This is a genomic window from Streptomyces sp. CB02400 (assembly GCF_001905725.1).
In the GTDB taxonomy this organism is placed as follows: domain Bacteria; phylum Actinomycetota; class Actinomycetes; order Streptomycetales; family Streptomycetaceae; genus Streptomyces; species Streptomyces atrovirens.
Genome location: NZ_LIWB01000010.1, coordinates 49,416 through 70,979, shown reverse-complemented (window position 1 = coordinate 70,979; position 21,564 = coordinate 49,416). Strand labels below are relative to the sequence as shown.

At 69.9% G+C, this 21,564-nt stretch carries 16 protein-coding genes and 1 pseudogene; 7 read left to right on the top strand and 10 right to left on the bottom strand.

Annotated elements, in window-relative coordinates:
* The first annotated feature begins 1,118 nt into the window (after positions 1-1,118).
* Both AMK33_RS23500 and AMK33_RS23495 read left to right on the top strand, forming a co-directional pair.
* Positions 1,119-1,613, top strand: a complete 495-nt coding sequence (locus tag AMK33_RS23500; RefSeq protein ID WP_073934916.1) for a MarR family winged helix-turn-helix transcriptional regulator — start codon at positions 1,119-1,121, stop codon at positions 1,611-1,613.
* Positions 1,614-1,743: 130 nt separating this feature from the next.
* Complete coding sequence (locus AMK33_RS23495) at positions 1,744-2,511, top strand: SDR family NAD(P)-dependent oxidoreductase (RefSeq protein ID WP_073934915.1); 768 nt, start codon at positions 1,744-1,746, stop codon at positions 2,509-2,511.
* Between the two features lie 283 nt (positions 2,512-2,794).
* On the opposite strand, the gene AMK33_RS23490 is transcribed toward AMK33_RS23495, so the two are convergent.
* Positions 2,795-4,417, bottom strand: coding sequence for an FAD-binding protein (locus tag AMK33_RS23490; RefSeq protein WP_073934914.1), 1,623 nt, complete (start codon positions 4,415-4,417; stop codon positions 2,795-2,797).
* Positions 4,418-4,635: 218 nt separating this feature from the next.
* On the opposite strand from AMK33_RS23490, the gene AMK33_RS23485 reads away from it, so the two are divergent.
* The 3 genes from AMK33_RS23485 (at position 4,636) to AMK33_RS23475 (ending at position 9,981) form a co-directional block, all read left to right on the top strand.
* Positions 4,636-7,449: a helix-turn-helix transcriptional regulator gene (locus AMK33_RS23485; RefSeq protein ID WP_073934913.1), complete on the top strand. Its 2,814-nt coding sequence runs from the start codon at positions 4,636-4,638 to the stop codon at positions 7,447-7,449.
* 139 nt (positions 7,450-7,588) lie between these two features.
* Entirely contained in the window at positions 7,589-8,344 is a 756-nt protein-coding gene (locus tag AMK33_RS23480) for a sigma-70 family RNA polymerase sigma factor (RefSeq protein WP_073934912.1), read from the top strand.
* Positions 8,345-9,138: 794 nt separating this feature from the next.
* Positions 9,139-9,981, top strand: coding sequence for an alpha/beta fold hydrolase (locus AMK33_RS23475; RefSeq protein ID WP_079194938.1), 843 nt, complete (start codon positions 9,139-9,141; stop codon positions 9,979-9,981).
* Positions 9,982-10,461: 480 nt separating this feature from the next.
* Here the strand turns inward: AMK33_RS23475 and AMK33_RS23470 are convergent, their stop codons facing one another.
* The 5 genes from AMK33_RS23470 to AMK33_RS23450 form a co-directional block, all read right to left on the bottom strand.
* On the bottom strand, positions 10,462-11,064 hold the full coding sequence (locus AMK33_RS23470; RefSeq protein WP_073934910.1) for a YceI family protein: 603 nt from the start codon (positions 11,062-11,064) through the stop codon (positions 10,462-10,464).
* A 119-nt stretch (positions 11,065-11,183) separates the two neighbouring features.
* Positions 11,184-11,933 (bottom strand): SDR family oxidoreductase, encoded by a 750-nt coding sequence (locus AMK33_RS23465; RefSeq protein ID WP_073934909.1) that lies wholly within the window; start codon positions 11,931-11,933, stop codon positions 11,184-11,186.
* 420 nt (positions 11,934-12,353) lie between these two features.
* On the bottom strand, positions 12,354-13,562 hold the full coding sequence (locus AMK33_RS23460) for an NAD(P)/FAD-dependent oxidoreductase (RefSeq protein ID WP_073935112.1): 1,209 nt from the start codon (positions 13,560-13,562) through the stop codon (positions 12,354-12,356).
* Between the two features lie 192 nt (positions 13,563-13,754).
* On the bottom strand, positions 13,755-14,252 hold the full coding sequence (locus AMK33_RS23455) for an Ohr family peroxiredoxin (RefSeq protein ID WP_073934908.1): 498 nt from the start codon (positions 14,250-14,252) through the stop codon (positions 13,755-13,757).
* A 256-nt stretch (positions 14,253-14,508) separates the two neighbouring features.
* Positions 14,509-15,270, bottom strand: a complete 762-nt coding sequence (locus AMK33_RS23450; RefSeq protein ID WP_073935111.1) for a class I SAM-dependent methyltransferase — start codon at positions 15,268-15,270, stop codon at positions 14,509-14,511.
* 400 nt (positions 15,271-15,670) lie between these two features.
* Here AMK33_RS23450 and AMK33_RS23445 point away from each other — a divergent pair, with 400 nt between their 5' ends.
* Both AMK33_RS23445 and AMK33_RS23440 read left to right on the top strand, forming a co-directional pair.
* Entirely contained in the window at positions 15,671-16,120 is a 450-nt protein-coding gene (locus tag AMK33_RS23445; RefSeq protein ID WP_073934907.1) for a cupin domain-containing protein, read from the top strand.
* Positions 16,121-16,162: 42 nt separating this feature from the next.
* Positions 16,163-16,792, top strand: a complete 630-nt coding sequence (locus AMK33_RS23440) for a DUF5134 domain-containing protein (protein WP_073934906.1) — start codon at positions 16,163-16,165, stop codon at positions 16,790-16,792.
* Between the two features lie 41 nt (positions 16,793-16,833).
* Here the strand turns inward: AMK33_RS23440 and AMK33_RS23435 are convergent, their stop codons facing one another.
* From AMK33_RS23435 to AMK33_RS23420, 4 genes and pseudogenes are all read right to left on the bottom strand, one after another.
* A complete protein-coding gene (locus AMK33_RS23435; RefSeq protein WP_073934905.1) occupies positions 16,834-18,225 on the bottom strand; it encodes an aldehyde dehydrogenase family protein in 1,392 nt (463 codons plus the stop codon).
* Positions 18,225-19,325, bottom strand: a complete 1,101-nt coding sequence (locus tag AMK33_RS23430; RefSeq protein WP_073934904.1) for a phenazine antibiotic biosynthesis protein — start codon at positions 19,323-19,325, stop codon at positions 18,225-18,227. Before AMK33_RS23430 ends, AMK33_RS23435 begins: the two co-directional genes overlap by 1 nt.
* A gap of 125 nt (positions 19,326-19,450) precedes the next feature.
* Complete coding sequence (gene gndA, locus AMK33_RS23425) at positions 19,451-20,914, bottom strand: NADP-dependent phosphogluconate dehydrogenase (protein ID WP_073934903.1); 1,464 nt, start codon at positions 20,912-20,914, stop codon at positions 19,451-19,453.
* Positions 20,915-20,970: 56 nt separating this feature from the next.
* Positions 20,971-21,443, bottom strand: a pseudogene (locus AMK33_RS23420) (carboxymuconolactone decarboxylase family protein).
* Positions 21,444-21,564 lie beyond the last annotated feature (121 nt).

Genomic DNA, 21,564 nt, shown 5'->3' with positions numbered 1-21,564 from the left:
CACGAACGGTGGCGCACATCTGTCGATGCCGGTGGAATCAAGAGACAAGAGAGGGGACACCATGCGTCCCGTTTCGATTGCCGGCAGAGCATCACACGTCGTGCGGGCCCTCGGCGAGGCGCTGGCGGTGCTTCGTGCGAGGGAGGCCCGCCACCAGCCGTTCCCGACCGTCAGGCATGCCGGGGACCCGCCCGGCACGGAGTGGGAGCACGTCGCTGGGCCCCTCCTGAGCCGGGCCCACCGCCTCGTGGCGCTGACGGCCTACGAGAGATGCGCGCCCGCGCACGAGTATGGGTACGGAAGGGGCGAACACCACACGTGGAACGTCTGTCGCCGTGTGATCGCGGACTTCTCCCGCCGGGACGACGTGACACCCATGGACAAGCGGCGACGCACCTGAGGTGCCGATAGCCCGGGAGGACACGCCGGGCCCGGCCGGGGTTCGGGTGTGCCCTCGACGGAGGCGGCAGTCAGCGTACGCCGACGACGGCCAGGGACTTGGGGCCGGGTCCCGACCCGCGCAGCGTTATGTCGAACAGCAACCGACCGTGTCCCGGGCGCAGGACGGCTGTACGGCCCGGTGCAATCTCCGTTTCGGGGCTCTGCCGACGTTCACCCTGACGCGGCCCGTGGATGACGGTGACGTACACCGCTCCCGGTCCAGTGTTGCGTACCGTCACCTGTTCGGTGGCTCGGCAGCCCCCTGCCGCGTCGTGCGCTGGGCACAGGTGACGCAGATCGCCGAAGCCGTATGTTCCGCAGGACAGTTCGGCGTCGGCCTGGAGAGCGGACCGGCAGGTGCGACCGGGGCCCATCCGGTTGGCCGTATCACCATCGCTGGTAAGGGACAGGCATATCGCGGCCAGGGTCAGGGCGGCGCACCCCGGCAGCATGACAGACGGGACACGGTCCGGGCGCCTGCGACCAGTCCTCATGGCGTGGACGCCCCGCCTTTCCCAGTACGGGGTGCGAGGCCGGCGAGGGGCTGTCACAAGGACGGTCCCGGCTTTGTCTTATATGGCACGGACAAGCGGCGGCGGGCGTGCGCCCCGCTCCTCCGGCAGGACGTCGTTTCTCGCAAGCAGTCGCACTTGCGGACAGCGGAGAGGCCCTCGCTCATGAGTGACGATGCCGTGTTGACCAAGCGGTGGAGCACCTTGACCCGTGTCCATCGTCGGATCGAGACCCGAATCGGGCGCTGCCTCCATCAGCACCTGGGTCTCGGAACCACCGAGTTCTACGCTCTTCGTGCCTTGCGGGAAGGCACGCGGGCCGGAGCGGGTTCGCTCTACCTCAACGACCTGGCCAATGAGATCGGGTTGAGTCAGTCCGCCACCAGCCGGCTCGTGGGCCGTCTGCAGGACCGCGGACTGATCACCGTGCAGACCTCGTCGCGCGACCGCAGAAGCGTGGACATCGAACTGAGTGTCGCCGCAGATGACGTCCTGCGGAGGGGCGTGCCCCTCCTGCACCAGGCAGTCGGGGACGTCGTGAGGGAACTCGGTGGTGAGAAGACGGACGAGGTCCTGCTCCGCTACCTACGGGGAGACGCGGACGACGCGGCTCTCCGACCGGACGGGCCGGTCGTCGCGTCCTGTCGGGCCACGGCGTGATCCGCGTTTCCCGTGCCGGAGAAGTCAGCGCCTCCGGGGCGTCGAGCCCGCGGTAGTTCCGGATTTGACGAGATTGCGGGGACTGGCCATGATGTTCGATGTACAACGAACATCGAACTAGGAGTACTCCATGCCTGCGCACACCGACGACTCGACCTTCTCCGGGCATGTCGCGATCGTCACCGGTGCCGGATCCGGGATCGGCCGGGCCACGGCCGTCGCCTTCGCCGAAGCCGGTGCACACGTGCTCGGCGTGGGCCGCCGCGAAGAGCCGTTGAGGGAAACCGCCGAGGCTCACGAGAACATCGACATCATGGCGATCGACATCTGCGGTGACGGTGCACCCGCCAAGATCGTTGCTGCTGCCGTGGAGCGGTGGGGACGCCTTGACCACCTGGTCAACAACGCCGGCGCCACAGCGGTCATGCCGCTGGCGGAGACCGACAAGCAGACCATCGTCGATCTGCTCGACCTGAACGTCGTCGCTCCGAGCCTGCTGGCTCATGCGGCCCTGCCGCATCTGCGCAGGACCTCCGGAACCATCGTCAACCTCTCCAGCACCTACGGGCACCGCCCCATGGCGGGCGGCGCACACTATGCCGCCACCAAGGCGGCCATCGAGCAGATGACGCGGAGTTGGGCACTGGAGCTCGCAGGTGAAGGTGTTCGCGTCAACTCCGTCGCTCCCGGCCCCACCCGGACCGACGTCATGCTGCACGCGGGCCTCACGCCCGAAGCCGCCAACGACATGTACGCCTATGAGCGCGAACGTATCCCCACCCACCACATCGCGAGCGCTGACGAGATGGCCCATTGGATCCTCCGGATGGCCGACCCGGCCGGGCGTCATGCGACCGGCCAGGTGATCACCGTCGACGGTGGGCTGGAACTCATCTGACCCGTGTTCCCCCAGCCCGCCTCCCAGCGGGCTGAGGGCAGCCGGCCGGTTCGCCTTCGGTCGGCCCGGAGCCGGCCTTCGAAGAGATCCTCGTCCGTGCGGTGCTGACGGCAGTGCGCATCCTGGCTTCCCGTGCTCCGACCGCTGTCGCGTCCCGCCACGCCGGCCGGACATGGGGATCGGACGGCCGCCCGCGCCGTCCCGCTGCTTCACCGAGCGCAGCCTCCGACCCCGGACCGACTCGCTCCGGTGTGCGGCGCGCTCCCCGTGCCGGCGCCCGGAGTCATTCGGCTGACGTGCCGTCCACCGACGAGGCGTCGCCCATCGGCTCGTCGACGCCGGTGGGGACGGGCGGGACGGCTTCGCGGCGCACACCGGTCGTCGGGGACCACACAAGGCTGACGGCAGGACCCGGGTTCACCTCCGGATGGTCGGACCGGTTGTGACAGTCCCGCGTCTCGCGCCGCTCCAACGCGCATTCCAGCGTCGCGCGAGCGGCGACCACGGCCGACCTGAGGTCATAGGCGTGCGCGAGGTCCTGATAGCCACCGATGTCGACGTGCACGCCCATGTCCATCATGCGGGCCTCGACCTCATCGAGCTCCGCGAGCCCGGAGACGAGCCCGGACTCGTCACGCACGACACCGGCGTGCTCGGTCATCAGGTGGCGGACGGACCGATGCAGTGCGCGGACGTTCCGGTCGCCGTCGGCGATCAGGAGGCGGTTCACGTCCGCCTCCGCGGCACGGACCACTGCCGGCGACCGTCGCTGGCCGGTGAGCCGGGCCGAGTACTCTGCCGCGGCCCGGCCGGCGACTCGGCCGTGGACGAGCGGTTCGGTCAGCGAGTCCGCCTCCGACCGGTTCGCGCCGTGCGGACCACTGGCCGCCTCTCCGGTCACGAAAAGCCCGTCGACATCGGTGCCGTGGTCCTCCGTTCTGACCCGGACACCGCCCAGGGAGCACTGGGCGGTCGGCGCGACCTCGATCGGGTCGCGGGTGATGTCGAGCATCTGGGAGTCCAACAGGGCGTGGTACACCTTCGGCAGTCGCATGAGGACCGTCTCACGTGGCAGGAGGGACAAGTCGAGCCACACGCCCCCGGCTTGGGTGCCGCGCCCCTCCTTGATCTCGGTGTAGGACGCCAGCGAGATCGTGTCGAGGCCGGAGAGTTCCATGCGTTCGGCGTCGTAACGCGTCATGAACCGCTCACCGCGGTTGTTGAGCAGGACCCCGCCCTCACCGCGTGTCGCCTCGCTGACCAGCAGGTCACCTGCGCTGTCCGGCTTGACCAGGCCGAAGGGGTGGAACCGCACCAGTTCGGGATCGCGCAGGCGGGCTCCGGCCTCGACGGCAAGGCGGAAGGAGTCGCCCGTGTTCTCGTTGCGGCGCGAGGCCGTACGCCGCCAGAGGCGCGTGTGCCCGCCGGTCGCAAGGATCACGGAATCGGCGTGCACCAGGTAGCGGGAGCCGTCGATGAGGTCGAAGCCGTAGGCACCGAAGACCGTCCCGTCGTCGACGAGCAGTCGGGTGACGTAGACATTCGACAGGACGGGGATGGCGAGTCGCCTCGCGTGTTCGCGCAGCGCTCGTCGTACTTCCCGGCCGGTGTACTCGCCGACGGAAGCGGCGTGGCGGGCCACGATCCGCGCGGTGCGCGGGTCGGCCAGCGAGTGGGCCTCCCGCAAGCTGTCGGCCGCATGCGACTCCCACCTGTCGACGGGGCCGGCGCAGGTGAGCACTGCCTCGCGATCACCGCGCGCCGAGCCCGCGTGGACATCCATGTGCGTGACCATCGCCATCACCGCCACTCCCGCTTCGGCGACTTCGATGGCCGCTCGGAGAGCTGGAGTTCCGGCTCCCACGACGAGGACGGACGTGGCGACCTGATGTCCGGGCGAAGACATGGGACCTCCTGCGGCATGCAACGGGCGAGACGATAGCCAGGGGACGACCGGACAGGGGTGCCATCTGTGACAGTGTCAGGAGCATTCCTTGCGTGGATTCCGTCACAACACATCGACAGAAGATGTGAGAAGTCTCCCGGGTATTGTTGTAACAATCGCCCGTCTCGACAACGTTGTGAAGCCTTTCCCCTCCGGATTCCTCTAAGGAGCCGCGTCGCATGATCGCCCACCCGCTTCCCCATCTGGTTGGTCGGCATAGTGAGTGTGCGGCGCTCGACGACCTGCTGATCGGCCTGCGCGAAGGCCAGTCCCGAATCCTGGTGGTCCGTGGTGAAGCCGGTATCGGCAAGTCGGCGCTTCTGGAGTACGTGGCCGCGCAGGAGTCGCGGTCCAAGGTGACGTGGGCGCGCGGCGTCGAGGCCGACATGGAGCTGCCGTATGCGAGCCTGCACCAGCTCTGTGCGCCGTTCCTGCACGACCTCGAGAAGTTGCCGGAACCTCAGCGTGATGCCCTCCGTGTGGCGTTCGGCATGGCGGCAGGCGACCCACCGGACCGCTTCCTGGTCGGTCTTGCCGTGCTGACCCTGTTGACCAGGGCCTCGGAGACCCGGCCGGTGCTGGTCCTGGTGGACGATGCCCAATGGCTGGACCAGGTGTCCCTCCAAACCCTTGACTTCGTTGCCCGGCGACTGCTCGCCGAGGCGGTCGCGATGGTCTTCGCGGTGCGTGATCCCGAGGGAGAGGCCGTGCTCGGTGGACTGCCCGTACTGCACCTCGGGGGCCTCGACACCACAGCAGCCGGGGAACTCCTCGAGGCCGCTGTGGGCGGACGGCTGGAAAAGCGGGTGAGGGACCGGTTCGTGGCCGAGTTGCACGGCAATCCCCTAGCGTTGCTCGAATTCTCCCGCGGCCGCAGTGCCGCGGAGTTGGCGTACGGCCTGGACTCGTTGAGTTCTCCCGGTGATGAGGGGCCGGTCGCCAGCCGTGTGGAGCAGGACTTCGCGAGCCGGCTCCGTGCGCTGCCGGCGGCGACCAGGACGCTGCTGCTGATCGCCGCGGCGGAACCCGTCGGTGATCCCCGTCTGCTGGTCCGCGCGGCCGCCGCTCTCGAGATCACACCTGACGCCGCCCCCGCCAAGGCGGCGGGCCTCATCGATTTCGGTGAGTCCGTTCGGTTTCGGCACCCGCTGGTCCGTTCGGCGGTCTACCGCGGAGTTGAGCACCATGAACGCAGAGCCGTGCACCGGGCGCTGGCCGAGGCCACGGACCCGGTCCTGGATCCCGATCGCCGCGCCTGGCACGCTGCTCAGGCCGCCGACGGCCCGGACGAGGAGGTCGCCGCAGGGCTGGAGCAGGCCGCCGACCGCGCGCGTCAGCGCGGCGGCATCGCGGCCGAGGCGGTACTGCTGGAGCGCGCGGTGGAGGTGACGCCGGACCCTCGGCTGCGGGGACGCCGCGCTCTCGCGGCGGCCGAGGCACATTTCTCGGCCGCCGCGCCCGATCGTGCCACGGAACTGGCGACGGTCGCCGAACTGTGCCCCCTTGGCGCCCTGGACCAGGCCCGCCTGGCCCGCCTGCGGGCCAGGGTCCTCTTTGCCCGCAGTCGCAGCGACGAGGCGGCACCACTGCTCCTCGACGCCGCCGCGCAGTTCACCGCCGCTGGGTCGCCGCTGGCGCGGGAGACGTACCTTGAGGCGATCAGCGCCACCGTCTTCGCGGGTCGGGTGCACGGTCCGACAGGTGCCCGCGCCGCCGCGATCGCGGCCCGAGGTTCAGGAGCGCCCTCCTCGGGCTCCGAGGCCGCCGACCTGCTCCTGGACGGTGTGGCCGCGCTCCTCGCGGACGGCTATGAGAGTGGTGTGCCGGCACTGCGCGGCGCACTGGAACAACTCGCGCACGAGGAGCTCGGCACCCGAGAGGCGACCATGCGCTGGCTTCTGCTGGTTCCGGTCGCACTGGAGGCGTTCATCCACTACGCGTGGGACCTGCACGCGTGGGACACACTGTCGAGTCGCGCGGTGCGTCTCGCGCGCGACGTCGGAGCGCTGGGCGCTCTGCCGCCGGCCCTCATCTACGCGGGCGGGGTGCACATCCATTACGGCGACTTCGTCGAGGCAGCCAAGATGATCGACGAGGCCGACGCCATCGCCGCGGCGACGGGCCACGCTCCGCACAAGTACGCGACGCTCGTCCTGGCCGCGTGGCGCGGCGAGGTCTCCGTCGCCATGGGCATCATCGACGAGGCCAGGGAGAGCGCCGTGCAACGGGGCGAGGTGTCCCTGCTGGGCGCCACGGGCTACATACAGAGCCTGCTGTTCAACGGCCTGGCGCGGTACGAGGAGGCCTTGGAGGCGGCCCGCAGGGGAATCGAACACGACGGGTTCAACTTCACCGGCCTCTCACTGGTCGAACACGTCGAGGCCGCGACCCGGTGCGGTGAGCTCGACCAGGCCCGCGCATCGTTGCAGCGGCTGGTCGAACTCACCCGCCCTGCCGAGTCCGGCTGGGCCTGCGGGGCGCGCGCCCGCAGTCAGGCTCTGCTCACCGACGGCGACGAGGCCGATCGTCTGTATCGGACCGCGATCGAGGAGTTCGACCGCGGCAGTGTGGTGGTCGAGGTGGCGCGCACTCACCTGTTGTACGGCGAGTGGCTGCGTCGCAACAACCGCCGCACACTGGCCCGAAAGCACTTGCGCATGGCGCACGAGATGTTCGACGGAATGCGAGCGAGCGCGTTCGCCGAACGGGCCCGCCGTGAACTGCTCGCCACCGGCGAGCGTGTCCGGGCGCGGGAGGGCACGCGCACGAGCGCCCTCACCCCCCAGGAACTACAGGTGGCGACGCTCGCCTCCGAGGGCATGACCAACGCGAGGATCGGCGCGGAACTGTTCATCAGTCCGCACACCGTGGAGTGGCATCTGCGAAAGGTGTACACGAAGCTGGGGATCAACTCCCGTCGCGCACTGTCCGGTGCCCTCGTGAGCACCTCGGCTGTGCAGAGCGAGATCGCGGACACGGCGCGGACCGGTTGAGGAAGGGGGCGGCCCCCGGACACCCCATGGGGTCCCCACGGACTCGACCACGGGCAGCAAGGGCGCGGCGGGGGGTGGCGCGGACGGAGGGTGGAACCCTCGCCCACGATGGGCGCCGCCCACCGAACAGGAGTCCCCGATGCCCGCGCCCATGTCGAAGGAGACGACGCCGACCGGGCCCCTGGCCGTCAGGCCGGCCGAGCACGGCTCGGCCGGGGACGACCTCGATCCGGCACTCGACGTCTTCCTGTCCGAGCGGTCACGACTGTTCCGCATCGCCTACCGGATCCTCGGGGATCCGGCGGGCGCCGAGGACGTGCTGCAAGAGGTATGGCTGCGCTGGCAGCTCACCGACCGTACGCGGATCGAGAATCCGGCCGCGTACCTGACCACCGCCACGACGCACATGGCGATCAAGAGCATCCGGTCGGCGCGCTACCGACATGAGACGCCCACGGAGCCGCAGTTGGTCAACCTGGACGACCAGGACGCCCAGGACCCCTCGCTGCGTGCGGAGCAGTCCGGGGCGGTCGCGGACGCCCTGGCCCTGCTCATGTCGAAACTGACGCCGGAGGCCATGGCCGCCTACGTGCTGCGCAAGGCTTTCGGGTACGCCTACGCCGACCTCGCGGCGATGCTCCGGATCAGCGTGCCGAACGCACGAGTGCTCGTTCACCGCGCACAGGCCCGCCTCGCGAGTGCCCGTGTACGGCCGGTTCCCGCCGAATCACACCGGCGCCTCGTCACCGCGTTCCAGGTGGCAGTCGGCACCGGTGAGGTGGAAGGACTCACGCGGTTGGTCACCGGCACCGGCTCCGCGGGCGTCCCCGTCGGGTCACCGGTTACCCCGCGAAGGTGGGGGAGCACGGATGAGGCCACGGAGTGTGCTGCCTGAGAGCAACACCGAAACTGTCGTGGAGCGTGGCGCTCTCCTCGGGACCGGTCCGCGCGCCGGGTGGAGCGGGGAGGCGTGCTGTCACATGGTTGAAATGCGATACACTTTTCACAGTGTTCGCGACACTGTTATGCACGGTCCCCGTGGCAGCAGTCCGCAACACGATGAGCACCTGCCGTTGGAGCTGCGCAGGTGCGATGCTCCGGACGCCACCCGATCCCCCGCGGGTCGGCGTCCGGAGCGTTTGGTCAGGACTGACGGCGGGCGGCGCCAAGGATCGGCCATGACCTGTTCGGGAGCTGCCGAAGAGGCGGTTGGAAAGTCCTGACCAGCGTCGGCGCCGCCGTGATCCGGGTGCGGGCCGGTGCGACGCCATGAGCGCTCGCCGTGCGAGGTGGCTTCCTCATGAAGACATCGGCCGGATCGTCGGGGCCGGGTCCGTGGAGGGGATCCGGGGCGGTACCACGGAGAGCGAGCGCCGCACCTCAGGCGTCGGCCGGCACGCCGTCCCCGGGTCACCGCAAAGGCCACCGTGCCGTTCTCGCAGGGGTGAGGGCGGTATCGCCTCGGCATCGCGTCGAAGTATGTCGATGCGGCACGGGGGCGGCTTCTCGGATGGGAGAGGCGACCGGGCGGGAGCAGACGGAATTTTCCCGACGTAAATGTCACGTGACGGCCGGTTCTCCTGTCATAAGGATGAAAGAAACACGATTAATTCGAGTCGTCCCCTGCGGAAGCCCGGACCGTTTACGGTCCCAATTTGACCATGCGTCATGTCAAGAAAGGCCCCCGAGATGAACCCTCGTTCTCTTCACCGCCGCCTTCGTACACCATTCGTCTTCACGGCCACGGCGACCGTCGCCGGCGTTCTTCTCCTCACGTCGGTCGCCCCGGCGAGCGCCGGCAGGGCATCGTCGTCGAAGGACCGCAAGCCGACCGTGGTGCTCGTCCACGGGGCGTTCGCCGATTCGTCCAGCTGGAACGGCGTCATCAAAAAGCTGAAGCGTGACGGTTACCCGGTCGTCGCCGCGTCCAACCCGCTGCGCGGCCTGAGCAGCGACTCCGCCTATGTCAAGGAACTCCTGGCCGGCATCGAAGGACCCGTGGTCCTGGCCGGACACTCGTACGGCGGATCGGTCATCAGCAACGCGGCCAACGGAGCCGACAACGTCAAGGCCCTGGTCTACATCGCGGCCTTCCTGCCGGAGAAGGGCGAGAGCGCGGTCGAGCTCTCGGGCAAGTTCCCGGGGAGCACCCTCGGAGAGGTCCTGAAGCCCGTTCCGGTCACTCAGCCCGACGGCTCCCAGGGCGCCGATCTCTACATCGACCAGGGCGAGTTCAACCACCAGTTCGCGGCGGACGTCCCGAAGAGCACCGCCGACCTGATGGCGGCCACTCAGCGTCCCGTGACCAGCGCCGCGCTGGAGGAGGAGGCCGGCGAGCCCGCCTGGAAGACCGTCCCGTCCTGGGTCCTGGTGGCCACACAAGACCTCAACATCCCGCCGAAGGCCCAGACGTTCATGGCCGACCGGGCCAACGCACATGAGGAGAAGGTCCGAGCCTCGCACGCGGTGAGCGTCTCGCAGCCGGACAGGGTGGCCGACATCATCGAGGACGCCGCGCGGACGGTCCACTGACCGGTCGAACGGAGGAGGAGGGCGGGGTGGCGCGTCGGCGTCACCCCGCCCTCCCGCCTTTCCTGACCTGCGTGCGATCGACCACGTCATGGGGCCCGACGACCGCCGAGGAAGGCCCTGATGCCGCTGACGTCGATCACGTGCGTTCTCCGGTGGCCCCCGCCCCGGCGGCCCGCGGCACCGATCGCCGCGTCCACCTGACGGATCCGAAGGCCGGGCGCCCCTTCGTGGGGCCACCGAGAAGGCAGGGGAGGGCAACCGGGGCGATGGCCGTCTGCCGGACGAGGGCGCGAGAGGCCCGTCGGAGCCGAGTTGCGCACGGACCCGGGGCCCGGACCGGGAGGGCTCGACGCAGCGCCGAGCGGCAGGAGGCGAGATGCCGAGCCCGAAGCCAGGCCCGGCCTGGTGGGAGCCCCCGAAACGACCGGCACACCAGACCCCGGCGGACGGGTGTCTGGTGTGCGAGAGGCAGTCCGTGTGTCAGGCGGCAGCCTGCGCCTGTTCCTGGCGCACCGCCGAGATGTCGAGCGTCAGCGTCACCTTGTCGCTGATCAGGAGGCCACCCGTCTCGAGGGCGGCGTTCCAGGTGAGCCCCCAGTCGGACCGCTGCAGGGTGGCCCTGCCCTCGAAACCGATCCGGTGCTGCCCGTAGGAGTCCTGGCCGGCACCACCGAGGGTGATCTCGAGCTCGACGGGCAGCTCGACGTCCTTGATTCTCAGGTTGCCGGCCAGGCGGAAGACGTCGTCCCCGACGGGCACGATCCTGGTGGAGCGGAAAGCCATCAGGGGAAAGGTCGCGGAATCGAAGAAGTCCGGACCCGTGAGATGGGCGTCCCTGTCCCGAATGCCCGTATTCAGGCTCTGCGTCTGGACGCTTACGTAGGCCTCCGACCGTTCCGGCCGGGAGCCGTCGATGGTGAGAAGCCCTTCGAACGCGTCGAACTTCCCCCGGACGTTGGAGACCATGGCATGCCGGACGGAGAAGCCGATCGTGCTGTGGACCGGGTCGATGACGTAGGCGCCGGTCAGTGCGTCGTACGGTCCGGCCTCGGTGAGGGTGTTGTTCGTGTCGTTCCTGAGCATGACGGGACGCTCCTTTCGTGACGGTGGGAGAGAGGTGGGTCGGTGTCGACACGCCGGTAGCGAGCGGGGTGGCCCCCGGAAACAGGGGCCACCCCGGCTGAACTGGTTTCTGCCGTCGCTTACCGCTGCTGGGCGGCGGCCCAGTCGGCGATCCGGGTCTCGGCGAGCTGCGCGTCGGGACCGGGAAGCAGGGTCGTCTCCTGGAGCTGCGCACCGAAGTAGGGGGCCTTCGGGTCCGCCACGACCTTGCGGGGGTCCTTCTTGGCGGCAAGCGCGTTGCGGACCAGCTCGTCCAGCTGGAACGCCTCGGGGCCGGCCACCTCCACCACGCCGTTGACGGGCGTGCCGACGGCCGTGCGGCCCACAGCGGCGGCCACGTCGTCGGAGTAGATGGGCTGGATCTTGACGGGCGCCAGACGCACCGTGTCGCCGTCGGTCGCGGCGTCCGAGATGCCCCTCATGAACTCGAAGAACTGCGTCGCGTGGACGATGGAGAACGGAATGCCGGACTCCTTGATCAGCTCCTCCTGTGCCTGCTTGGCACGGAAGTAGCCGCTCTCCTGGAGGCGCTCGGTGCCGACCACGGAGAGTGCGACATGGTGGGTCACACCCGCCTCCGCCTCCGCCTTGAGGAGGTTGGTGGTCGACGTACGGAAGAACTCCATCACGTCGTCGTCCGCGAACGAAGGAGAGTTCGAGACATCGACCACGACGGAGGCGCCCTGCAGGACCTCGGCCAGGCCCTCGCCGGTCAGGGTGTTGACGCCGGTGTTGGGCGCCGCCGGCACCGCTTCGTGACCGTGCTCGCCGAGCTTGGCGACCAGCTTGGAGCCGATGAGGCCCGTTCCGCCGATGACTACAACCTTCATATCTGGATCCTCTCCATTCTTCTCGGAGTGCGGCGAGACGCTGTTCCGCACTTCGCATGTGTTCGTCATTGGGAATGACAGGGTGGTAGCCGCATTTGTGACACGGCGGCCGAACGGACACGAGCTGTGTCGCGGACGGTGTGCCGCTGCCGAGGTGCCGGCGGTTCACTCGGCGGCATTGCGTCCGTCGAGATGTCGAAAGGGATGCCGAGATACGCGGTCACCGGGGCCGCTGACGGCGGCTGTACGGTGAGCCCTTCGGACGGGCAGGGCCGCCTCCCCCGTGAGCCGGTCCGAGGCCGGCGGCCCGGTGAGGCCATGACATCCGGCGGTCGGCACCGTGCCGACCGCACGATGCCCCGCCGGTGGCACACCGGCCGCGGACGGAGGATGCGTGGACCGGCGGGCGGGTGGGCCGGGTCAGGGCAGCAAACTGGCGAGGGGGACGTCGGGATCGGCGAGAAGCCTGTCATCGACGTCGGCTCGTGACCGGACCAGGGCGCGGATCGGATCGACGACATCCCAGACATTGACATTCATGCCCGCCAGTACACGGTTGCCCGCCATCCAGAAGGCGATGAAACGCCGCTGACCGGTGTCACCGCGGAAGACGACGCGGTCGTAACCGCCGGGCTCCGTGAAGCCCGTGTACTCCATGCCCAGGTCGTACTGGTCCGAGTGGAAGTACGGCAGTCTGTCGTACACGGCTTCCTGGCCGAGCATGGACAACGCGGCCGTGTCCGGCTGGTTCAGGGCATTGGCCCAGTGCTCGACGCGCACATGGCGGTCGAGGAACGGGTGATAGGCGTTGGCGACGTCGCCTGCCGCGTGGATCTCCGGCGCCGTGGTCCGCAGGTGCTCGTCCGTGACGATGCCGTTGCGCACCTCCAAGCCCGCCTGTTCGGCGAGTCGTACGTTGGGGGTGATGCCGATGCCCACGACGACGGCGTCCGCGGCGAGACGCGTCCCGTCGGCGAGCAGGACCCCGTCCACCCGCCCCTTCGTCCCGGTGATGCGTTCGACCTCGACGCGGGGCAGGAGACGGACGCCGTGATCCTTGTGAAGGCCGGCGAATATCTCGGCCGCCTCCCGGCCCAGCACCTTGAGCAGCGGCAGATCGGAGTGTCCGAGCACGGTTACCTCCGCCCCCGCCGTGCGTGCGGCGGCCGCGGTCTCCAGTCCGATCCAGCCGTCGCCGATCACCACGATGCGCGAGCCCTCGGTGAAGACGGTCCTGAGCCGCTCGCTGTCGCCCACCCGGCGCAGATACAGCACGTTCTCGAGATCGGCTCCCGGAACCCGCAGGCGTCGCGGGGAGGAGCCGGTGGCCAGCAGCAGCCCGGTGTAAGAGATGCGGCGGCCGTTCTCCAGTTCCACTTCCCTGGCCCGCGGGTCGACTGATCGCACGCTGGTGTCCAGGAGCAGATCCACTCCGTTCTCGGCATACCAGTCCTCGGGGTGCACGAAGATCGAGTCGCGCTCCTCCTCGCCCAGCAGGTACCCCTTGGAAAGGGGCGGGCGGATGTAGGGCCGTTCCCGTTCGTCGCCGATGACGAGAAGCGGACCGGTGTGGCCGTGCTCCCGTAGCGCCTGCGCCGCCCTGCCCGCGGCGAGGCCGCCTCCGACCATCACGAAGGTGTTCACTGGTGACACGGTGTTCCTCTTCTCGGAAGTCGCATGCTGAGAACAGCGGGCCCTCGCTCAACTGACCGGGAGTCCATGTCTTCTGTGACATCCGTAGGCCGCCCCGGTCGCCAGGGCCCGGACCGACCGCGCCCACCTGTCCCGCTCCGGGCGGCGGCGGGCTCGGCCGGTCCGGTCCTAAGGAGCCAGCGTCACGGTCGCCGGCGTTCCCTCACCGGCCATCCTGGCGTAGGGGCACAGCGAGTCCGCCTTCTCGATGAGCGGCTTGGCGACATCCGGTGCGACGCCGGGCCACTTGACCACCAGATCGACGCGGAGCAGATATCCGCCGTCTCCCGGATCCCGGCCGAACGCCACGGTCGCCTCGATGGAGATCACGGACGGATCCAGCGCCGCCTGCCTCGCCACAAGGCTCAAGGCCCCGTGCAGACAGGCCGCGAAGCCGGCGGCGAACAGTTGCTCGGGATTGGTCCCGTGCCCGTCACCACCGAGTTCAGCGGGCATCCGCAGGTCGAGGTCGAGTACCCCGTCGTCCGACCGCGCCCGTCCGGAAGCACGCCCGTGGGAAGCCACGCCGCCATCGACGGTCACCGTCGTTGTGTAGATGGCGGAGAAGGCCTCGCCGTCGAAGTCCTTGTCCGTGGACAGGTCGGGAAGCCTGATGCGCTCGGTCACCCGGAGACTCCCGTACCGAGAGTCCCGCCCTGCCCGGAACAGCCGTCCACGCGGTCGGGGTCGGGGCCGGGCGCATCACTCATCACTGTCGTCACGTCGCTTGTCCTTCTGATCTGAGGTTGCCGCGCACTTCGCACAACCAGCCGACCGACAAGGGGCCGCACTTGTGACACCGGGCCCCTGGAGGCTTTCCCCGGCGTCCCACGGGAGGCGTCCGACCGGACGGACCGCGGCGAGGAGCGTAGGACGGGCGCTGCTACGACCGCTCCCTGACCACCGCGAGGACGGCCGGATCCTTCCGAGGGGGCAAGGGGGCGAAGCCCTGCCGGGCCAGTTCACCGAGCACCGTGGCACGAGTGGCCGGCCACATCCAGAAGGTCTCCGTGTGCTGTGTGAGCAATTCTTCCGCTTCCCGCACCCAGTAGTGGCAGCGGGTGCGGATGCGGTCGTCGACGGCGGACATCACCATGTGCCCCCCGTAGACGTGCCTCCCGATCGTCTGCTCGGGGAAAGTCCGTACGACGTCACCGTCCGGAAGGCGGGAGGGTGGGAGCTCAAGGACCAGCGAACCGCCGGGAACGAGCGCCCGGGCGAGGGCCGGCCACAGTGCCCGCCGCGTCTCGGGTGGGAGACAGGCGATGGTGTTGTGGCAGATCGCAACGTCCGCCACCTCGTGCAGCGCCGCTTCCTCGAGCACATGGGGGTGCACGGTGACCCGCTCCCTCATGTCCCGTGACAGTGCGGTCAGACGCGTCATCAAGGACGCGCGCATGGCTCGCGCGGGCTCGACGGCGTGCACACCCACGTGGGACTCGCCCAGGCTCATCACCGTGACCCGTCCGGTCCCGGCCCCGACATCGAGTACTCCGACCCGTGCGTCGGCCACGTCGCGACCGTAGAGGCCTCGGACGCGTGTCTCGTCGTGCTCGGCCTGCAGCACGTCGTAGAACTCCGCGGTGACCGCGTAGTCGTCATGCAGCGGCCCGCGGGTCGGTGCTTCTGAAATGGCGGAGTGCATGTCCACCAGACCGACCACAAGCCGCGTCCGTGACACAAACGGACCGGTACGCGGTCGCAGTGGTCCGGTGCGGCGCACAGTACGTCCACCGGCGCTCGTCGCCGTCCTGCGACAAGGCTCGCTCCGCCGCCGAAGGGCGTCTGCGAGCAACCGGGCCGCCGGGGCCGAGTCCCGCTGCCGCACGTGGCCGTGGTCTCGGACTTCCGCCGGCCCCTGTCGGGGAGTAGCGGCCGGTGCCTGCGTGGCGGTGACGGTGGACACCACGCCCCCACCACCGGCACGCGTCCGCCCGCAGTGCTGCAGCGACCTTGTGCGTCCATGGCCGGGGGTGTCACAGATCAGCCCCGTGTCCGGTCAACGCGGAGGAACCCATTGGGAGAATGACGGAAGGTGCACCACAGTGTCCGAGAACCACGCAGCGCACACGCACGGAGCCGGTGATCACGAGGAGGGGGCGAGCTGGATGACCGCGGCCAGGATGCTGCAGGACGCCTCCCCGATCACCGTTCCCGAAGGCGCTTCGGCGATGACCATTGAGGTCGAGTGGGAGCCGGGCGACCCGGGCACCCCGCCGCACCGCCACTCGGGACCCGCTTTCGGGTACGTCATCGAGGGTGCGGTCCGCTTCGAACTCGAGGGCGAGCCCGAGCGCATCGTCGAGGCCGGCGGCACGTTCTGGGAGCCGGGCGGTGACGTCATCCACTACCAGGACGGCAACGCGCTGACGGACGCTCGCACCCGGTTCGTCGTGACCATGATGTGTGCGCCCGGCAAGCCCATGCTCGAGCTGGTCGATGAGGAGGAACTGGCCCGGCGCGCGCACCTGCGCGCACCTCGCCCCACCGCCTGACCCGCGGCCCCACCCGTACGGACCGGTCGAGGTGCGAGGTTCATGAGTGCCACTGACACCGTGTACGGCATGCTCAGCGTCCTGTTCGCGGCGGTGGCGGTCCGCGAACTGCGGCAGGCCGTCCGGTCCCGGTGCCCGGGGTGGCGCCTGTGCGTCGACCACCTTCTGCACGCCGCCATGGCCACGGCCATGGCGGCGATGCCGTGGAGCTGGGGTCGCGGACTCCTGGAGCCGCCGCAGGTGGTCTTCTTCGCGGCCGCCGCGCTGTGGTTTCCACTGTCCGAGGCCGCCGGCCGCCGGCCGTTCCGGCCGGGCGCGATCGCCGGACGGCTGCCCCCTGCGGCCGGGATGGCCGCGATGGCCTGGATGACCCACACCATGACGGCCTCGTCGTACGGGACACCGGCCGGTGGGGTCCCGGCGGTGCACCACGCCGCCCATCCCGGCCACCTCGCCGGGAAATCGGCAGCGGGGGAGGGCGTCGTCGCGGCGCTCGCACTGTTCCTGCTGGCGTACGCGCTGTGGCTACTGACCCGGGACATGCCCGGGCTGCGCGGTGCCGAGCCGACGTCACACGGCACCGGCGCCTCGGCCATGCGGCAGATCTACGCCCGCTTCTGGGAGGGCTCGATGGCTCTGGGCACGTTCGTCATGCTGCTGATGCCGCACTGAAGGCGCCTCCGGTGCCACGCCGCAGACGCCGGGCAAGGCCGTCATGGGGGACCGATGACGGCCTTGCTCCGCATCAGGAAGTCCGACAGATAGCCGTCGTGGGGCACGCCCGGGGCCATCCAGTAGGTCGGATGCCCGCCGAGATACACGTTGGTGATAGTGGGTTCCGCGAGCAGCCGGTCGACCAGAGTGCCGTCACCCGTCAGAGCCGACAGAACCAGCGTGTCACGCAGCGGGGCGATGCCGTCCGTGCGGCTCCAGGGAGCCACCCACACGCAGGGAAAGGGAAGTTCGGTCCTCAACTGGGGCGCGCGGGCGTGGGCGACCTGGTGAACGGCAGGGCGGAGCACCGCACTGCCGTCCCCGAGATCGTCGACGATCCCTTCCCCGCCGAGCAGTGCCCGGGTCCCCTCGGCCACCGCGCGCAGGTGGGCGTCGAGAGCGCGGGCCCGGTCCAGTGGCTGGACGGGCAGCACCGCGCGCTCGTCCTGCGGAGGCAGGCCGGGCAACGCGGACAGACGGGACGCCAGGGCCTCGGCCAGCGGCGCCGGGTCGCCCTCGACGAGCACCGCGGTGGCGTTGACGCACGCAGTGCCACCCTCGTCGGCGACCGACCCGGTGATCATGTCCAGATGATCACGCCAATCCGTGTCAGCGGTGACGAGGATCTTGGTCCGGCCCGGTCCCTGCGGAAGAACCCGTGGGTCGTGCGCGAACCGGGCCACGACGTCGTCGCCGCCGTACACCACGGCGCGGTCGGCTCCGCGCACCAGGGTCTCGGCGCCCCGGTGGTCCGTGGGCAGCAGCACGAGCCGGTCGTCGGGCACGCCCGCTCCGCGCAGCGCCGCGACCAGCCGGTGCGGGGTGAACGGCTCGCGCCGGGAGGGACGGACGGCGACACGGTAGCCGAGCGCCAACGCCTCCAACCACAACCGGTGGACGCCGGGGTGGTTGCCGGAGGCGTTCACGGCGAAGACGTCTCCGCGACGTGTCCAGACGGCACCGCCCTCCCGCACGGCCGGGTCACGGCGGTCGGCGGCGGCACCCACCGGCCTGCCCCGGCCGGCGGACCTACGGGCCTCCTGCACGAAACGAGCCGTTCCCCGGGTCGAGGCTCTCACCACCGGCAGGGGAGTGCCCGAGGTGCGGCTCACGAGCGACTCGTACTCCCGCACGCCCAGGCCGCCGACCGTGTCCGAGACGAACGCGTCGGCCGCCGCGGCCAGTATCGCGTCGAGGTCCGCGGCCGGGACCGGCCCGGCCTTGCGCAGGGCGGCCAGGCCACGCGTGACGAACACCGGGGGCACCGTGCTCAGCCGTGCCACCTCGGCGCCCGTCACGTCCGTCACCACGTCCGGCACGCGGGTGCGACAGGCACCCCGGGGCCCGAGCGCGTCCAGGTGCACCGTGCCGGAATCCGGTACGGCCGCCATCAGTACACGCCCTCGATCACCGCTTCGCCCGCGACCGTGGGAGCCGGAGCCACGTCCGCGACGGCGTCACCCGTCTGACCCTCGGCCGGCCGGACCCGCAGTGCGGTGTCCCGCTCCGCGTTGTTGGGGATCAGCATCGACCTGCTGACATGGCTGACCACGACCCGACCCCGCTCGCCCACCTCCACCCGCTCTCCGGTGACCGGGTCCACGACCGACAGGAAGACGTAGGGCGAGACCGGATCGAAGACACAGGGGTCGGACGCCGCCGAACCGACCCGCTCCAGCAGTGCGGTGAGCATCATGGTGTTGCCGTACATGCCGATCAGCCGCACGTCGGGGAAGACCTCGGTGCTCAGCAGGTCACGTGTGTCGGGATCCATGTGCGTACCGCCCCACACGATCGCCTCCACCTTGCCGTTGATGATCTCCAGCAGGTCGTCCTCGCGCGCGAACCGCTCCAGGAGCGGAGTGGTGGCCGCGAGGACGCGGATGTCCTGACTGAGCAGGACACGTCGGCACTGCTCGACGAGGTGGTCGGTGTAGGCCTCGGCCTCCTCGGTCCTCCCCGCCGCGATCAGGCTCCTCACCCACCGGGGGTCCATGTCGATGCTCAGTCCCGGGCCGCCCAGGCCGGCCGCCGCACGCTGAAGCACGTCGCCCACCAGGTGCGGACCGGTGGGGGCGACGGTCAGCCAGTGGGCACCGACGGGCAGGCCGTGTGCCCTGAGCCGGCCGGCGACCTGGTCCGAGCTGTGCCGCATCCAGTCATCGAGCTGGACGACCCGCTTGGGCGCTCCGGTCGTTCCGCCGCTCTCGAAGACGTTCAGCACCCGGGCCCGGGTGCCGTAGCCTCGCGGGACCAGGTCCGTGGCCCGTACGTCCCGCAGCTCGTGCGTCAGGTCGGGGAAGAGCGCCAGATCCGCCACCCCCCGGACGTCCCGACGCGGGTCGAAGCCGAGTCGCCCGGCCCGGTCCAGCCAGTACGGGGAACCGGTTTCGGGGTCGAAGTGCCACCGCACGGCGGCTCTGACGAACTCGTCCGGATCCACTCCGTCCGCGGGGCCGGCGTCAAGAACAGCGGCAATCTCATACGGCATGGACTCATGTCCCTTCTGACGAGTCGCCGGTCGGTCCCCGAAGCACGAGTCGTGCTCCTGCGGGAACTCGGCGCGTTCCTCGTCCGTGGCGTGGACCAGCCTCGTCCGTCCTGGAGACGGTGAGGCTAGGCTTCCTTCTGCGGGGACTCACCGGTCCGGGTTTCCGGACGGCCCGGCTCGCCCCAGTGGGTGTGGAACGTGCCGGGGCCGTCGACGCGCTCATAGGTGTGCGCGCCGAAGTAGTCCCGCTGGCCCTGGATGAGAGCCGTGGGCAGACGCTCGGCACGCAGGGTGTCGTACGCGGCCAGTGCCGCCGTGAAGGCCGGGGCGGGGACGCCGCGGCGGGTGGCGGTGACGATCGTCTCCCGCCAGGGCACCTGTGTCCGGGCGATCTCCTCGGCGAAGTCCTTCTGGACGAGCAGGCTGCTCATGCCCGGGTCGGCGGCGTAGGCGGAGCGGACCCGGTCGAGGAACGCCGCCCGGATGATGCAGCCGTCCCGCCAGATCCGGGCGACCGTCGAGAGGTCGATGTCCCAGCCGTACTCGGCGGCCGCGCTCTGGATCATCGTCCAGCCCTGGTCGTAGGCGATGACCTTCGAGGCGTACAGGGCGTTCTCGACCTTGGAGACGAACCGGGCGGCCTCGGTACGACTCAGCGGTACCCTGATCCCGCCGGGCAGGCCTCGGTAGGCCTCGCGCAGGGACTGCCGCCCGGACGCGGCGCGGGTGAAGGTGGCCTGCGCGATCGCGGTGACCGGTGCCGCCAGATCCAGCGCCGTCTGCACGGTCCAGCGGCCGGTGCCCTTCTGGCCCGCCTCGTCGACGACCACGTCCACGAACGGGCCGCCGGTGTACGTGTCGGTGTGCGCGAGGACCTCCGCGGTGATCTCGACCAGGTAGGAGTCGAGGCGGCCGCGGTTCCACGCCCGCAAGACGTCCGCGATCTCGTCCGGGGTGTAGTCCGCGACCTGGCGGAGGAGGTCGTAGGCCTCGGCCAGCAGCTGCATGTCGGCGTACTCGATGCCGTTGTGCACCATCTTCACGAAGTGCCCGGCGCCGTCGGTGCCGAGATGGGCGCAGCAGGGTTCGCCGTCGACCTTCGCGCTGATGTCCTCCAGCATCGGACCGAGGACGGCGTAGGCTTCCGCGGAGCCGCCCACCATGATCGACGGGCCGTTGAGAGCACCCTCCTCGCCGCCGGAGATGCCGGCGCCCACGAAGTGGACACCGCGTTCCCGCAGGGCCGCCTCGCGGCGGCGGGTTTCGGTGAAGTGGGCGTTGCCCCCGTCGATGATCATGTCTCCCGGATCCAGGAGCGGAGCGAACTCCTCGATCACGGCGTCCGTGGCCGCGCCGGCCTGGACCATGATCATCAGACGTCGGGGGCGCTCGAGCGCCGCGACGAACTCCTCGGCGGTCGAAGCCGGGACGAACGCCCCCTCGTGGCCGAAGTCGTCGATGAGTGCCCGCGTGCGGACCGCGGTGCGGTTGTGGACGGCCACGGTGTATCCGTGGCGTGCGAAGTTACGGGCCAGGTTGCGGCCCATCACGCCGAGTCCGGTCACGCCGATGTGTGCGGTTGCCTGCATGGTGGTGCTGGTCCTTGGGTTGTCGATGGAGGGGGGTTCCGGCCCGGACCGGTTCGTCAGCCGAACTGTCCGGGCCGGTAGCTGCCGGCGGGCTGCTGGTTGATCACGTTGATGCGGTTGTAGGCGTTGATGAGGGCGATGAGGGGGAGCAGTGCGATGAGTTGCTCCTCATCGTGGTGCTTGGCCGCGTTCGCCCAGGCCTCGTCGGTGACGCCGCCCGACGCGTCCGAGACGCGGGTGCCTTGCTCGGACAGTTCCAGCGCGGCACGTTCGGCACCGGTGAAGACCGTGGCCTCCCGCCACGCGGCGACGAGGTTGAGCCGCTGCCGGGTCTCACCCGCTGCGGCGGCGTCCTTGGTGTGCATGTCCGTGCAGAAACCGCAGCCGTTGATCTGGCTGGCGCGGATCCTCACGAGCTCCTGAGTCGCCGTGGGCACGCCTGACTCCGAGGCGGCCTTGCTCGCCGAGTTGATGTGCTTGAGTGTCTTTCTGCGAAAGGGCTGCCGAAGAAGTCGAGACGCGGTTCCATTACGTCCTCCTGGCCGAGTGACGGTCCCTCCAGGAGACCGAGCACTCGGCGGATATGTGACAACTACTACGCCGGGACGGGCCACATGGCGCCTCCGCCTCGGTGCCGCGCATCGGCAGTC